The 16795-nt window shown below is 38.5% G+C and carries 11 protein-coding genes; all 11 read right to left on the bottom strand.

Going from position 1 to position 16795, the window contains the following annotated elements:
- Position 1: 1 nt before the first annotated feature.
- Positions 2-1672: a putative polysaccharide biosynthesis protein gene (locus tag EUBHAL_RS06730; RefSeq protein WP_005346970.1), complete on the bottom strand. Its 1671-nt coding sequence runs from the start codon at positions 1670-1672 to the stop codon at positions 2-4.
- A 141-nt stretch (positions 1673-1813) separates the two neighbouring features.
- Complete coding sequence (gene purB / locus EUBHAL_RS06725) at positions 1814-3247, bottom strand: adenylosuccinate lyase (protein WP_005346969.1); 1434 nt, start codon at positions 3245-3247, stop codon at positions 1814-1816.
- Between the two features lie 117 nt (positions 3248-3364).
- Positions 3365-4819, bottom strand: a complete 1455-nt coding sequence (purF, locus tag EUBHAL_RS06720; protein ID WP_242648754.1) for an amidophosphoribosyltransferase — start codon at positions 4817-4819, stop codon at positions 3365-3367.
- A gap of 150 nt (positions 4820-4969) precedes the next feature.
- A complete protein-coding gene (locus tag EUBHAL_RS06715; RefSeq protein ID WP_005346967.1) occupies positions 4970-6199 on the bottom strand; it encodes a glycoside hydrolase family 3 protein in 1230 nt (409 codons plus the stop codon).
- On the bottom strand, positions 6199-8349 hold the full coding sequence (locus tag EUBHAL_RS06710) for an RNA degradosome polyphosphate kinase (RefSeq protein ID WP_005346966.1): 2151 nt from the start codon (positions 8347-8349) through the stop codon (positions 6199-6201). Before EUBHAL_RS06710 ends, EUBHAL_RS06715 begins: the two co-directional genes overlap by 1 nt.
- A gap of 13 nt (positions 8350-8362) precedes the next feature.
- The gene (locus EUBHAL_RS06705) at positions 8363-9898 is read right to left on the bottom strand and encodes a Ppx/GppA phosphatase family protein (protein WP_005346965.1); all 1536 of its coding nucleotides are present in this window, start codon (positions 9896-9898) and stop codon (positions 8363-8365) included.
- A 39-nt stretch (positions 9899-9937) separates the two neighbouring features.
- A complete protein-coding gene (locus EUBHAL_RS06700) occupies positions 9938-12430 on the bottom strand; it encodes an LTA synthase family protein (RefSeq protein WP_005346964.1) in 2493 nt (830 codons plus the stop codon).
- 27 nt (positions 12431-12457) lie between these two features.
- Entirely contained in the window at positions 12458-13600 is a 1143-nt protein-coding gene (locus EUBHAL_RS06695; RefSeq protein WP_005346963.1) for a bifunctional chorismate mutase/prephenate dehydratase, read from the bottom strand.
- Between the two features lie 16 nt (positions 13601-13616).
- Entirely contained in the window at positions 13617-14441 is an 825-nt protein-coding gene (folK, locus tag EUBHAL_RS06690; RefSeq protein ID WP_005346962.1) for a 2-amino-4-hydroxy-6-hydroxymethyldihydropteridine diphosphokinase, read from the bottom strand.
- A gap of 1 nt (position 14442) precedes the next feature.
- A complete protein-coding gene (folP, locus tag EUBHAL_RS06685) occupies positions 14443-15252 on the bottom strand; it encodes a dihydropteroate synthase (RefSeq protein ID WP_005346961.1) in 810 nt (269 codons plus the stop codon).
- Positions 15252-16559 carry a bifunctional folylpolyglutamate synthase/dihydrofolate synthase gene (locus EUBHAL_RS06680; protein WP_005346960.1) on the bottom strand — a complete coding sequence of 436 codons (1308 nt, stop codon included), beginning with the start codon at positions 16557-16559 and terminating at the stop codon, positions 15252-15254. Before EUBHAL_RS06680 ends, folP begins: the two co-directional genes overlap by 1 nt.
- Between the last annotated feature and the right edge of the window lie 236 nt (positions 16560-16795).

Raw genomic sequence — 16795 nt, 5'->3', positions numbered from 1 at the left:
ATTACAATAACTTACTTTTCTTTGCCATTCTGACAAGCATATTTCCTTTCGGGAAGTTACGAAGTTCTGCCTCTGTAATTCCCTTTAACTTAAGTACCAGAACGAAATATACGATAACCGCAAAGCCTACTGAAATCATCAAGCATATAAATACAAGAATTCTTAAATGAATAAAACTTCCGAATATTCCTGATAAGATCAAGTAGATTCCCTGATAAAATACATAGCAGAGTATTCCCATAATTACAGAAGAAAGTAATGGAATCATAAATGTTCGTTTCATTTCCTGATGATATCCTAAATACTTGCGTACACTCAAATTATTCAGCAGACACATAAGGAAAGCATAGAACATCGTAGCAAATACAAGCGCATATAAATTCAGGTTTGTAAAATACAACAACGGTGTAAGCAGAACAACATGAAGGACAAGGGAAACCGCTGCGTTACGAAGCGGAATATTTACCTTTCCAATTCCCTGCAATACTCCATTACTTACTGTAGACAGTGCATAAAATATAATACTGATGCAGCCAGTGCGTAAAATACTTACTGCCAGATCAATCGTTGCTTTTTGTGGGAACAGCACTTCCATAATTGGATAGGCAAGCGCCCCCATTCCAATTGCAGCAGGAATACTAATAACCATTGTAAAATGAATTGCCTGCCTTACATGCCCCCTGCATTTTTTATAGTCTTTCAACTCATAACTGCCGGAAATTGCAGGAATCATAGCAGTAGACATAGAATTTGCAAGCGCGATCGGCACGTTGATGAGCACCCAGTATTTTCCGGAGAACACGCCATATAAAGAGGCCGCTGTTTCAGAAGCCATTCTTTTAAATCCCATAATATCCATAAATAAAGTCTGGTCAACTACCGTACTGATATTGTAGACAAACGTGCTTAAAATTACCGGTGTTACCATCATAAAGATAATCCTAAAGATATCTTTATAGGAACTGTCAACACCCGTATCATCTTTTTGAATTTCTTTTTTAAAATATTTTTTATTACAGGAGTAAATAAACAACATAAATAAGAGACCGGTTATAACACCTGCCCCAATACCTGCGGCACTTCCCATCGCACCAAATACTGGAATCTTATCGGCATCCCCACCTGCAAATGCATGAATAAAGAATACGGCAGCCCCGATACTAATGACTGCGTTAGCCACCTGCTCTACAATCTGAGAAAGCGAAGTCGGAATCATCGTCCTGTGTGCCTGAAAATATCCACGGAATACCCCTAAAAATCCGGAGAAAAAGATAGTTGGAGCTAAAATACGAAGTACAGGAATCGCCTTAGGCTGATTCGAAGGAATTAATACAGAGGCTCCAAAAAAAGTAATAAGGCTGGCAATCCCACCTATTACCAGAACATATATAAGTGCACATTTAAATACCTTATGTGCAATCTTATACTGATGTACCGCCATCTTGGCCGAAACCACCTTGGAAACTGCCATAGGAATACTATAGGAAGATATCAATAATATCATCGTATAAATATTCACAGCAATACTATAATATCCATTACCTTCATCACCTATAATACTTGTAACCGGACTTCGATATAATACACCGATAATCCTTGTCACGATACCTGCCACCATCAATATTGAAGCCTGGGCAAGTACATTCGTTTCTTTTGTATCTTTGCTACTCAACTGACAACCACCTTTCCAAACTTTAAGGGTTATTCTTTCTCCTGTTTTTATAAATTACATAACTTAAGGGTTATCGTTGCCGATAACCCTTAGTATTATACGGATTTCTTTCTAGCATGTCAATCCGAAGTTTCTGTATTTTTATACATTAATCTCTGCCTTCATTCCAAGAATGTCTTTATTCTCGTCAAGAACAGGCTGAACGTATTCTGTAATGAACTCTACTGTCTGCTCTGGAGATCTTCCAACAAAGTTTTCTGGTTTCATGATGGCCTGAAGCTGTTCCATTGTCATTCCAAATGCTGAATCTGCTGCGATTCTTTCAAGAAGATCATTCTCTTTACCTTCTTCTTTTACAACACGACCTGCTGCCATAGAGTGCTGACGAATTCTTTCGTGAAGTTCCTGACGGTCTCCACCAGCTTTTACTGCATCCATCATGATATTTTCTGTTGCCATAAATGGAAGTTCTCTCATAAGATGTGCTTCAATTACCTTTGGATATACTACAAGACCATCTACGACATTCAGATATAAGTCAAGGATACCATCAATCGCAAGAAAACCTTCTGGTACAGAAAGGCGCTTGTTAGCAGAGTCATCTAATGTTCTCTCAAACCACTGTGTAGATGCTACGAATGCCGGATTCATCGCATCAGACATTACATAATCTGCTAAAGAGGCAATTCTCTCACTTCTCATAGGATTTCTCTTATAAGCCATTGCAGAGGAACCAATCTGATGTTTCTCGAATGGTTCTTCAATTTCTTTTAAATGCTGTAAAAGACGAATATCATTAGAGAATTTATGAGCAGACTGTGCAATTCCAGAAAGTACATTAAGTACACGGCTGTCAATCTTACGGGAATATGTCTGTCCGGAAACTGGATAACATGCATCAAATCCCATCTTCTCTGCAATCTTTCCATCAATCTTACGGATTGTCTCATGATCTCCGTTGAATAACTCTAAGAAACTTGCCTGAGTTCCCGTTGTTCCTTTAGAGCCTAACAACTTCATTGTGCTGATAACATATTCTAAGTCTTCTAAATCAAGCATAAGATCATGTAACCATAATGTAGCTCTCTTTCCAACGGTCGTTGGCTGCGCTGGCTGGAAATGTGTGAAAGCCAGTGTAGGGAGGTCTTTGTACTTCATAGCAAATGCAGAAAGCTCTGCAATGACATTAATCAGCTTGCTTCTTACTAACTTGAGAGCCTCTGTCATAATGATAATATCTGTATTATCACCTACATAGCAGGATGTTGCTCCAAGATGGATGATTCCCTTTGCATTTGGACACTGTACACCATATGCATATACATGGGACATAACATCGTGACGTACTTCTTTCTCTCTTGCTTTTGCCACATCAAAATTAATGTCATCGGCATGGGCCTTTAACTCCTCAATCTGTTCCTTTGTCACACTGTCAAGACCTAACTCATATTCTGTCTCTGCTAATGCGATCCAAAGCTTTCTCCATGTCTTAAACTTCTTGTCTGGAGAAAAGATATACTGCATCTCTTTACTTGCATATCTTTCTGAGAGAGGGCTCTGATATTTGTCGTACATTGTTTATACCTGCTACTAAAAACATATACAAATGTGTATATGCCAGATGATTTGCATCTAAATAGCTTTTCCTTTCCTGATTTTTTATAATTGCCACTTGATTTTCTATTAGTTAATTTATCCCTGTTCTCCACGGATATCCTGTGTTGGCGGTTCAATCGGATAGTTACCGCTGAAACATGCATCACAGTATGGAAGTCCGTTGTTAAGTTCTTTTAAACGTTCCATTCCAAGATAAGCTAATGTATCTGCCTCAATGCTGTCACGAATCTCATCTAAAGTCTTACCATAGGCAATCAACTGATCTTCGGAAGGAATATCCGTTCCAAAATAACAAGGGTGTAAAAATGGAGGAGAACTGATTCTTACATGAACTTCTTTTGCTCCGGCATCCTTTAACATACGAACAATACGATGACAAGTTGTTCCTCGAACGATAGAATCGTCAATCATAACAATTCTCTTACCCTTTACAGCATCTTTTAATACATTAAGCTTTACCTGTACACTGCTCTCACGCATGCTCTGCTTTGGCTTGATAAACGTTCTTCCAACATAAGAATTTTTAATGAAAGCTGTTCCGTAAGGAATACCAGATTCCATAGCATATCCCTGTGCTGCCGGATTACCTGATTCAGGAACACCAACAACCATATCTGCTTCTACCGGTGAATCCATAGCAAGGAATCTTCCTGCCTTAATACGGCTGGCATAAACACCAACCCCGTCAATGACTGCATCCGGTCTTGCAAAATAGATATATTCAAAAATACATCTTGCCTGCTTAGAAGAATCTTTGAAGCAAAGTTCCCTATTTGATACAATTCCACTCGGTGTTAGGGTAACAACTTCTCCTGGTTCTACATCTCTTACAAATTCTGCCCCTACTGTATCTAAGGCACACGTCTCAGATGTAAGGAAATATGTATTGTCTCTCTTGCCGATACAAAGAGGTCTGAAACCAAATGGATCTCTTGCCCCAATCAGCTTTCTCGGACTCATTACGATAAGAGAATAGGCTCCCTTTAACTTACGCATTGCTGCAAGTACCGCTTCTTCTGCTGTTGCGGAAGAAATTCTCTCTTTGGCAACATGGTAAGCGATTACCTCAGAATCAATCGTTGTCTGGAAAATAGCGCCTGTCTTTTCAAGTTCCTCGCGAAGTTCTAATGCATTTACCAGATTACCATTATGTGCAAGAGCCAGCGTACCTTTATAATAATTCAGTACTAACGGCTGTGCATTCTCTCTGGTACTAGAACCTGCAGTTGAATACCGGACATGACCCACACTGATATTTCCCTTTAATTTCTCAAGGTTTTCACTGCTAAACACTTCGTTGACAAGGCCCATTCCTTTATGAACCTGAATGTTCTTTTTCGGGCCGTTGGTATCCGAAACTGCAATACCACAGCTTTCCTGTCCTCTGTGCTGCAGAGCAAACAACCCATAATACACTGTTGAAGCAATGTCATTTCCGTCGAAATCATATGCTCCAAACACTCCGCATTCTTCGTGAATTCCAGAATCCACACACTCTTCAGAAAACTGTTCTTCCATATCAAACGCCATTTTCTTCCTCCATAATTTCATTAGTGAATATAATTGAAACGATTGTATACTAACATAAAATAAGTGTCCGTACAAGCCATTTCTCAGATTTCAGAACCATTCACAAATTTTATGTGTATTTTATATAGTATTTTTTATGAATTTTACAGATTATTTTCCTGCATTATGACGAAATAGTTTCGAATCTGTTGGAAGGATTCCTCTGCGGATTTTTACGGAAAGAATCCGGCTTACCGCCTCATTAATCTTACTCTCAGAAATCGTGCCGTCTTTCACTGCTTCTAATACACCTTCAAATGCCTGTTCAAAATTATCCGGCATTAAAATCATGTCATTTCCAGCCTGAACTGCCATTACCGCCGCCTGATCTGCGTCATAGAACTTTGTGATAACTTTCATATTCATAGCATCTGTAATAATAACATTATTAAATTGTAATTCTTCTCTTAAAATATCTGTTACCATAAGTTTTGTAAGAGAAGCCGGGGTTTCCTTTCCTGTTACCTGGCTCACAGCAACATGGGACATCATTACCATATCCGCTCCCGCTGCAATTCCAGATTCAAACGGAAGGAATTCTACTTCACGGAGGCGGTCAATTGTTGCATTTAGATCTACATACCCTTTGTGTGTATCCTCTCCACACTGTCCCTGTCCTGGAAAATGCTTCAAAGTAGAACTTACGCCCTGAGACTGCAGGCCTTTCACTTCCTGAGATACCATTCCTGCTACGGTTTTGGCATCAGAACTAAAACTTCTATTTCCGATTTCCGTATTTTCTGCATTTGTATTCACGTCTGCTACCGGTGCAAAGTCAAGGTTAAATCCAAGTTCCCTGATTTCTTTTCCGATTGTCTCTCCTACTTCGCAGGCTTTTTTACTGTCCCCACTCTTACCAATCTCGGACATGGCAGGGAACTTAGTTGTCTGCATATTTTTTGAGTTTGCAATTCTTGCTACGGAGCCGCCTTCCTCATCAACCGAAATAAACAATGGAATATCATTACTTTTCTGAATGTCAGCAATCATACTTTTTACCTGCTCACGGTCTTTAAGATTATAGGAAAAAAAGATAACACCACCAGGTTTATACTCTTCTAATTTCTGCTGCATCTTCTTTGTTACTTCTGTCTCCGCATCAAAATCAAGTGAATCGGTACAGACAATGAACATCTGCCCTATTTTTTCTTTTAAGGTCATACTTGAAAGAGCATCAGAAACCATCCCCTCTAAAGTAATATCATCTAATTCTCCTGAATCCTTTGAGGTAGATGTACTTTCTTCGGATTTTTCTTTCTTTTTATGGGAGCCGCACCCTGCAAGTATTCCCGCAAACAGGGTAAAGCATAATAATAACACTATTACTTTATATCTTTTCATTACTCCTCCTGCGGTGAAAACCGAGGGTCAAAGGTTCTCTTTTTGGGTACTTTCTTTTTTGATTCATTTGCTGCAGCAATCGCTTCCTCGCAAAAAGTCTTCTGTGCCTCAATTGCCTCTTTTCCCCTTCTGTCCACTTTCTGATATGTGCCATCTTCTAAAAGCCTGTGCGCTTTTAATGTGTCACTAAGCTGAACATCTAAAATATGTTTTGCTTTTTCTTTTAATTCTTCCTCTTCAACTGGGAAAACAATCTCTACACGGCGGTCAAGATTTCTAGGCATCCAGTCCGCACTTCCCATATAAATTTCTTCATGTCCGTCATTATAGAAATAGAAAATTCTTGCATGCTCTAAGAAAGTTCCCACAATAGAACGTACCCGGATATTTTCACTGACTCCCGGTTTGCCCGCTACAAGACAGCAGATTCCACGAACAATCAAATCAACCTGTACACCTGCACAGGAAGCTTCGTATAAGGCAAGGATAATCTTTCTATCACAAAGAGAATTGCATTTGGCGATAATTTTTGCCGGTTTGCCTTCTTTTGCGTTTTTCGTCTCTCTGTGAATCATCTCAAGAAAACGCTTTTTCATCCAGATTGGTGCTACAATAAGACGGTTCCAGTTTGCCGGTTCGGAATAACCACTTAACATATTAAATACGGCTGTAGCATCTTCTCCGACAACATCGCGGCAGGTAAACATACCGGTATCTGTGTAAAGCTTTGCAGTGGAATCATTATAGTTTCCTGTTCCAAGATGCACATAGCGGCGGATACCATCCGCTTCTTTCCGCACTACCAGTGCAATCTTACAGTGTGTTTTCAGACCAACTAAACCATAAATAACGTGACAGCCTGCCTTTTCTAACTTTCTTGCCCAGTTAATGTTATTCTCCTCATCAAATCGTGCCTTTAACTCTACCAATACAGTTACCTGCTTCCCATTTTCTGCTGCCTGTGCCAATGCAGCGATAATCGGGGAATGCCCACTGACACGGTAAAGAGTCTGCTTGATCGCAAGCACGTCTTTATCTTCTGCCGCCTGCCTGATAAATGCCACAATCGGGTCGAAGCTTTCATATGGATGATGCAGTAACACATCGCCCTTTCGGATCTGGGTAAATATATTTTTATCTGCACGAAGCTTTTTATTTTTCTGCGGAGTATATGGTTCTTCTTTTAAATCAGAGAACCCTTCAATGCCATAACATTTCATAAGGAACGTAAGGTCAAGCGGGCCATTGAAAGCATACATGTCGCATGGATGCACTTTAAACTGCTTCTTTAAATACTTCACCAGACGGCTATCCATCCGCTCTTCATACTCAAACTTGATGACTTCGCCCCACTGACGCATTTTTAAAGACTTTTCAATTTCTTTTAATAAATCTTCTGCATCATCTTCATCAATAGATAAATCTGCATTTCTCATAATACGGTATGGAGCCGAACAGATAATCTCATGATTTAAAAACAAAACATCTAAGTAATGTTCAATGACATTCTCAAGAAGAATAACACGGCATTTTCTTTTTCCTCCATCCTTTTGCGGAAGCACAATCACTCTTGGAAGTACAGAAGGTACCTGTACTGTCGCAATATCGTAGTCTTTCTTTTCTTTTTTATCTTCGCCCCGGCTTTTTATCAAAGCAGCAATATTCAATGTCTTATTCTGAATCAGCGGAAACGGTCTTGAAGAATCAATCGCCATCGGAGTCAGTACCGGATATACATTTTTATGGAAATATTCTTCTAAAAACTCCTCTTCTTTTTCAGAAAGACTGTTAAAAGTTACAATTTCTAACCCCGCTTCAGAAAGTTTAGGAAGAAGAGAACGATTATAGGTCGTATACTGTTTTTCACAAAATGCATGGGTTTTCTCATTTAATGCACCAAGTTGTTCCTGCGGGGTCATTCCTGCAATATCCTTCTTCTTATACCCTGCATTGACCATATCTTTTAAAGAAGCGATACGCACCATAAAAAATTCATCTAAATTCGAGGCAGTGATACTTAAAAACTTCATTCGCTCAAATAATGGATTTTTGCGGTCTCTTGCCTCTCCAAGAATTCTCTGGTTAAACTCTAACCAGCTCAATTCACGGTTTGTAAAATTCTCCGGTCTGTCAAATATACTTTTGTCCATCTTCTATCCTCCCCTACAATGCTCTTTTTTGCTTTAATACTGGTGTGATTCCAGTAAATTCACTAAAGGTTTCTGCTTTCTTGGAAAAGCGGGTAATCTCTAATGTAATATCCTGATTTGTTTCAAGGGAAATAATCAATTCCTTTCCTTTTCTTGCCATAGAACATTTCTCAAGTTTTTGTTTATGTCCTCTGTCTAATGCATTTGCAAGCCTTAGAATAGAAGATAACTTGGCAATCCGAAGATATTCTTCTCTCCAGAATGCAGTATCTAACTCGTCAGTATCTGGAAGTTCCTGTGTATTGTAAAGCACAATATTAGCAACTTCCTCTCTCTCTCTGTGAGATAAGCCCATAATCTCAGTGGACATGATTAACTGGTAGCCATTCTTACCTGGATCATTTAAGTTAACATATTTTCCAATATCATGAAGAATCGCAGATATTTCAAGAATAAGGCGGTCCCGTTGTGTAAGTCCGTGGAACTTTTTCGTCTTATCGAAAATCTCTAACGCTAAATCTGTAATATATTGTGCATGTACTTTACTATAACGGTATCTTTTTCCGATATACTTTGCAGAAGCTACAATATCCTGATAAAAATCATGGCTTAGTTTTATCTTCTTTGTTTCCTGTGCGTAATCCACCACGCTTCCATCACAAAGATTCGTCGCACATATATAAACGGTATCTGCTTTAGAACGTTCTAAGAATGTCTTATAAATAAGTACCGATGGAAGAACCATTCTGGCATCCTCAATGGAAAGTCCGTATTTTAAGGCAATATCCTGATAGGATGCCTTTTTAATCTTTTTGTAAATGTATAAAATCTGCTCATAGCTCATCGTATCGGTAAGATGCAGTTCCGGAATCAGGCGATTGATATTTTTTATCTCGTCTCCGATGGCGATTACATTTTTAATATCTTTATCTTTCAGATAGCCACTTTTAAACATATCAAATTCATACTGAATATATTCTTCTAATACAGAAATATAATCGAGTACGTTATTCTCAACAGATTCTAAAAATCCCCTCACTTTTACTGTACCGATATCTAAATTCTGCGTCATATAAAGTGCCTGTTTATCAAACAGGGATACCTGTACACTTCCGGAACCAATATCTAAAATGGCAGTATTTTTTTCAATGATTTTATTGAAATCAATATCTAATACCTGAATTCCCTTATACATAAGGAAACGAAGTTCCGAATTGCTGAGCATGATAACATCCACACCTGTGCGAATTTTAATCTGATTAAGAACCGATACCTGATTCTTTGCATTACGAATCGCACTTGTCGCGTAACATCGGAATTCTGTTATCGCATATTCCCTCATACGCTGCTGAAATTCCATCAGTACATTACAGATTTCTTCAATTTGCGCAAATGTAATCTTTCTTGTAAAATAGGCCTCTTTGCCAAGTTCATACTCATAACGTATCTCATCCACTGTACGAAATCCCTTTCCACCGGAAATCTCATACACTTTCATGAGCATATTTTTTGAACCGATTACAATTGCCGCATACGGACTTATTCCCATCGCTGCCTCCTTTTTGCCTCTGGCACTTCTCCGGCTTTCTTATTTCTTCTGTTCGTCAGAAAGATAAAAGAAAGAATTCACTGTATGTTTTGTATCAATAAGATTATTATATTGTAATATCTGATACTCTTTTACCATATCGCTATAAGGCGATTCTAAAGCAGATTCATAATATTTGCCCTTCTTATCAAAGCATCCCATTGCCGTAAGTACAGGAAGCTTCTTGCGGAGTTTTAATAAGAACTTCTGGTATGGGCTTGTTTCTAAGCCTGCCTCGTTCATCACATAGGCACTTAAATAGTTCGCACTCATTTTATCTATGGTTTTCTCTTTAATATCATAGTTTGCCCAGATAATAAATGGTGTTCTGTATTTGTTCATTAATTCTTCATTTGTAAGACTGCCTGCACTCTTTCCAAAAAGGCTGTCATAGAAGCTGCTCTGTACAGCCGGCTGATGATCACCATACATTACGATGATTGTCGGTTCTTTTACTTTTGAAAAATACTCTACAAGCTGTTTAAACGCATCATCTGTCTTCTTTACAAGGGAAAGATACTGCTCTGCCTGCTCATTTTTATGATTATCTGTAATCTGTATATCATTATGGAAATTGGAGTACGTCTTATCAAATCCACCGTGATTCTGCATCGTAACATTGAAAAGATAAAATGGTTCATCTTTCTCAGTACGGTTTTCGTATAACTCCTCTATCTTCTTAAAATCAGATTCATCAGAAATATATTTTCGATACATTGTCGGATTCTTAAAATCTGTCTCTGAATAAAAATGATCAAATCCCATATAATCATACACCTGCACACGGTTCCAGCCGGAAGCAAGGTAAGGATGTAAAGCCAGATTGCCTTTATATCCTTGTTCTTTTAACAGATAGGTCATATTAGGAAGTTTGTCCTTTACAACCTGTGTGTATGCAATAATACCATTTTGTAAGAAGGACATGCTATTTCCAGTTAAATACTCAAACTCGGAGTTACAAGTTCCTGAACCGAAGATAGACATATAAAGAGAACCTTTTATTGTATTCTCCTTTAAACTATGAATAAATGGCATATAATCTTCATTTGTGGAAAATTCATTGATAACACTTAAATCAGAAAATGCCTCGTTCATAATGCCGATTACATTTGGTTTCGTACCATCTGCAGTTTCTAACCGCCCTTTTTTCTTTTTATCGGAATCTTCATTCGCAAACTTTTCTTCATATTTCTCGGCAATGTCTTTGGCCGCCTCTACAGAATAATCAGATGGTTTTTCCTGCACCAGAGAATTCATGTTAAGAACAAAACCAAAGAACAGTCCATTCTTGGCATAGCCTTTTTTCTGATCCCACACGTTATTCTTAATGCCAAAGTTCTTTAATGTTTTTTGTTCTACGACAAAATGTCCGAGCACTGAACCTAGCAGGCCGATAACAACAAGCATAATTACCCGCTTTTTCCAGCCCATTTTTTTAGGAACCGGACAGCGCCACATTATGGCTAAATATAACAGCAGGAATAAGACATTCCATACAAATACCGGCTGAATGCTGTAAGTATAGTTCTCTGCAACATTCGCAGCTGTTCTTGCGGACATAATATCTGAAGGAACGATCGGTGCACCTTTAAAACTTAAAACATAATAGTTTGCAATTCCAATAATGCACCACAAAATACTTCCTATTGTTACAGATACTCTCCTGGAATTGAAAATCAGATACAATAATCCAAAGAACATATAATAAACTAATATGTTAAGCCAAAATTCTGCAGCACGCATTCTAAAAATTGGATTGTCAGTAAACCTTTCCACAAACCAGAATGTAAATAACGGTGCTGCAAAAAACAGAATCTGACCAAGTGCTTTCTTTACCATCTCCGGTGCCGGCAGTGCAAACCATAAAAGAAGAAGGACAAGTGCCATCATCATACAGATACCTGCCCACTGCTGATATATTGTTACTGGATAATAGAGCTTAGATACAAGATACTTACCCTGCTCTTCCTGATTAATCTTTAACTTGCCACGGAAACCAGTTTCCTTTGTTGTCCACTGGAAAATAAGAGGTTCCTTGCCGGATTCTGCTCCACTTGTTGTAAGCTGAATGCTGTACTCTTTCTTTTTCGTCAGCTGCAGATCTGTCTTAAATTCTGTATAATCATTATTTACAATATCACTGATATTTTTTGTAAGTCTCTGTATGCTTTTTCCGGTTTCTAAATCTATAATATTAAGAATAACCTTTCCACTTGCCTGTCCAGAATAGTCATTGCCAAAATAAACTTTTACCGTTTTTAAATGTGTATGTTTTGCAACAAACTTCTGGCTTACAGCAGATCCTGCCGATAACTGGCAGACCTGATCAATTCGATACTTATTTACCTGATTTGTTGCATTTTTCTGATATTCCATAAAGTGACTGCATAAATACCAGGTAAAGAAAAGAAGAACCGCTGTAATCACTGTCTTTAATAATAAAACCGCCGAATTTTTCTTTTTCACATGCTTATTTTTTACTGTTTCACTCATGTACTCTACGCTCCTTTTGTAGACCGTTTAATAGTTTCCTAAAATTTTAAAATCCGCTACTTCTGTACGAACACCTTGCAGGGCATTTTTTACTGCCGGATCATGCAGATTTCCGTTGATATCAATATAGAAGCGGTATTCCCACTGCTGGTCTGGCAGAGGAACAGATTCAATATGGCTTAAGTTTAAGTCATTATATAAGAAATGAGATAATATGTTATAAAGAGTTCCGCTTTCATGAAGCAGAGAGAAAGAAATGCTGATCTTATTCGCATTCTCTGTGTACTGTCTCTTCTTAGAGAGGATTACAAAACGAGTTACATTATTTTTGTCAAAGTTGATACCTGCATCTAAAATATCAAGACCGTAAAGTTCTGCAGCTCTGCGGCTTGCAATGGCTCCCTGTGTCATTATTTTCTCTCTTGCTACTCTCTCAGCAGCAATGGCTGTATTTTCCACACTAACCTTTTTGACATCCAGGTTTTCTAAATATGGAGCACACTGCATTAATCCCTGCGGATGTGAAAGAACAACTTCTAAATCCTCAATCTTACTTCCCGGACAGCCTAGCAGACAATGTTCTACTTTTACAAAAACTTCTCCTACCATACAGACATCATTCTCCAGTAAAATGTCATAAACACCTGTAACATCTCCGGCAGAAGAGTTCTCAATCGGAAGTACGCCGTAATCGGCATCTCCGTTATTCAATGCCATCGCAACATCTTTAAAGTTAACAACGGCATAATGATCTACATCCGCTCCAAAGAACTTTTCACATGCCATCTCTGAAAAAGATCCTGGCACTCCCGGATAAACAATTCTTGTATCTGGGAACATGACTAACTCTGGTACTTCGGTAAAATAATTCTCAATATAGCGGTCTCTCTGGTGAACCATATGATACTGATATTTGCGGCTTATGGACATCATCTGAATAAAAACTTCCTCTAATCCCTTTATGACAAATGGATTGGATCGGTTCTTTGTAATATCTGATAACTTTTCGTCTTCTTTATTTTTATTATAAATGGATTCTCCCGCCTGCTTTTTAGAAAGCGCTAATTCTGCGGCAAATCCCATCCTTTTTTCAAATAACTCTGCAATTTCGTAATCTATTTTTGTAATATCATCTCGTACATCATCTACTTTTCTTATTTCTTTATCCATTCCACTACTGCTTCCTTTATTTCTCTTTTTCTTTTAAATCCTCTAAAATATCTGAATATCTTCTTCTCTCTAACGGATGGATTCCTCTTGGAGTCAACTCACACAATGGCTCTAATACAAAAAGCCTTTTTGTCAGTTCTGGATGAGGAATCGTAATCTCCTCATCTTCTGTCACTAAATCATCATATAAAAGAATATCCAAATCTAATGTTCTTGGTCCCCAGTGAATCTCTCTCTTTCGCTCTGCCTCATTTTCAATCTGATGTAGTTTGTCAAGAAATTCTGCTGGTGTATCTAATGTTTCAATCGAATATACTGTGTTTAAAAACTTGCCCTGCTCCGTATAACCGTATGGTTCTGTCTCAATAATTGAAGCAGATTTGAAGTTCTTTGTATCCGGCAAAGCACTCACTTTCTCCTTTGCAAGTTTCATATATTCTTCCCGCTCTCCAAGATTAGAACCAACACCAATATATACTTTATGCCAGCTTCTCTTAATCTTAACAGAAGTGTAATCCACATGCATTAAGACAGGTGCCCACGGCTTTTTCACTTCAATCTCCACTTCTTTTATAAGTGGAAACTGCAAAAGAATACACTCTGCAAGGCGTTCGGCAACTCGTTCTAACAGTTTGTCGTTCTGCTTTGTCATTTCTTTTTTGACACAGCGGCAGATATCTCCGTAGCTTACTGACAATTCAAGTTCATCTGTCTTTCCTGCAGCCCTTGTGTCTACTTTTGAAACAATATTGACGAGAAACTTCTGACCGAGAACATTTTCCTCCTTGTATACACCGTGATGGCAAAATACTTCCAGATTCTTTACTCTTATCTCATCCATCTTACTCTGCCTCCAGAATTGCCTCAATCATCTTCAATTCTCTATAGTTTGTCTTTACATCGTGCACACGGAAAATAGAGGCCCCTTTCATACGGCCAAGTACTGTTGTTGCCGCAGTTCCTTCCTCTCGCTGATCAACAGGAAGATTTAACGCAAGACCAATCACAGACTTTCTTGATGTTCCAAGTAACACAGGAAGTCCCCATTTTGAAAATACATCCATATGCTTCATAATAGAAAGGTTCTGCTCAAATGTTTTTCCAAAGCCAACACCTGGATCAAGAACAATTCTTTCGTCCCTGATTCCTGCCTTTTTCGCAATGGCCAGTGTCTCTTCCATATCAGAACAGAAATCCTCAATAAAATTAGTATACTCCTGATTATCTCTGTTGTGCATCAGACAACAGGCAACGTCCTCTTTGGCAAGTAACGGAGCCAGTCTCTCATCCCATTTCAATCCCCAGATATCGTTAATCATATCTGCTCCGGCAGCAATTCCAGCTTTAGAAACTTCGTATTTGTAAGTATCAAGAGATACCGCGATATCAAAATTCTTCTTTATTGCTTCAATGACCGGAACAACTCTTTCGATTTCTTCCTGGTCTGTAATCTTCTTATGGCCTGGTCTTGTAGATTCTCCACCGATATCTAAAATTGCTGCACCTTCCTCTATCATTCTCTCCGCCTGTTTTAACGCCAGATCAACAGACTGATATTTGCCGCCATCGGAAAAAGAATCGGGTGTTACATTTAAAATTCCCATAATATAGCCTTTATGTAAAAGGTCAAACTCGTATTTTCCTATCTTCATTACTGTATAGCCTCCATTTCTTCCATAAAAGAGAGCGAACCACAGGCCACCAGAATATCTTCCGGCTGTGCAGCCTCCAATGCCTTAGAAACCGCAGTATTTACGTCTGGCTCAATCATAACTGGAACATCCGCTTTCTCTTTTATTGTATTTGCTAAAATTTCTGCTGAAAGCCCCCGTTCATTATTCGGTCTAAATACATAAACTTTCTTTGCCATCGGCATAAGATACTGGAGTATTTTCGTATATTCTTTATCCTTTAACACTCCCATTATATAAATGATTCTCTTATTTGTAAAATGTTTTTGCAAAAATGACGCTAATTTGCGTGCGCCATCTGGATTATGTGCACCATCTCTGTAAAATAAAGGTTCTTTTTTTAACACTTCAAGCCTTCCCGGCCAGATTGTCCTTATAATACCACCTTGCTGTGCCGCCTTTATGTTCATGGTATCTAGTTCTTTTGGAATTTTCTTCCTTGCCTCATTCTTCTCATAATCTTTCTCAAAAAGATATTCTGATGCGGTAAGGGCTGTCACAGCGTTAGAAATCTGGTGGTTTCCCGGAAGCTTTGTCTCATAACGCTGTTCCTTCCATAAAAAAGTACTTCCATATGGAGTTTCCGCTAATATCTCATAATCTTGCGGCTTTACTTCGATGCAATGTACCTTTTTCTCTGCTGCTTCGTGTTTTACAACCTTGCAGACTTCTTCTGGATTCTCCGATAAAACAACAGGAGCACTCTCTTTGATAATTCCTGCTTTCTGGCAGGCAATCTCCTCTAACGTATCTCCAAGAATTGCCTTGTGATCATAGCTGATGGAAGAAATTACAGTAAGTTCTGGATGCTTAATCACATTCGTGGCATCAAGCCTTCCTCCCATACCAACTTCCACCAAGGCGTAATCAACCTTTTCCTCCTTAAAATATAAGAAAGAAAGCGCTGTCTCCACTTCAAAAAGTGTAGGTCTTAATCCAATTTTCGCCTCCTCTTTTCGCATCGCTTCTTCTACAACACCGTAAAGCCTCTCTAACTTATCCTTTGCAATATACGTTCCATTAATCTGGAATCTTTCCTCATAGCAGGAAATAGTCGGGGAAATATATCTTCCCACCTTAAAACCTGCTGCCATTAATATAGAAGAAAGATATGCAAAAACAGAACCTTTTCCGTTCGTTCCGGCAATATGTACAATCTTCAAATCATCTTCTGGATGCCCTAACTCTTCCAGCAACCCCTGAATTGCATCAAGACCTGGTATACTGCCCCTCTTTTTTAACTCTTCTATTAAAGAAATGTAATTCATTACTAACGCTCCTTCATATTATTGCGTATACAATCGAGGATAATAATAACATAAAATGGGGAAGTGTACAACTCTTTGCATAAAACGGACGAAAATCAGCCGCTGATAGTTGAGTAGGTAGCTGTTGCTCTATTGCGATAAGCCAAACTGAATATTGAAGCAAAAACAGAACAGGAGATATGAATTGCAACATTTGACGAACGAGTCATGCTTATGTTCGTCTTCAGAAGACAATG

The sequence above is a fragment of the Anaerobutyricum hallii DSM 3353 genome, from assembly GCF_000173975.1.
Classification (GTDB): domain Bacteria; phylum Bacillota; class Clostridia; order Lachnospirales; family Lachnospiraceae; genus Anaerobutyricum; species Anaerobutyricum hallii.
The sequence above is the reverse complement of the archived record's forward strand: the minus strand, read 5'-3'. Positions and strand labels throughout refer to the sequence as shown.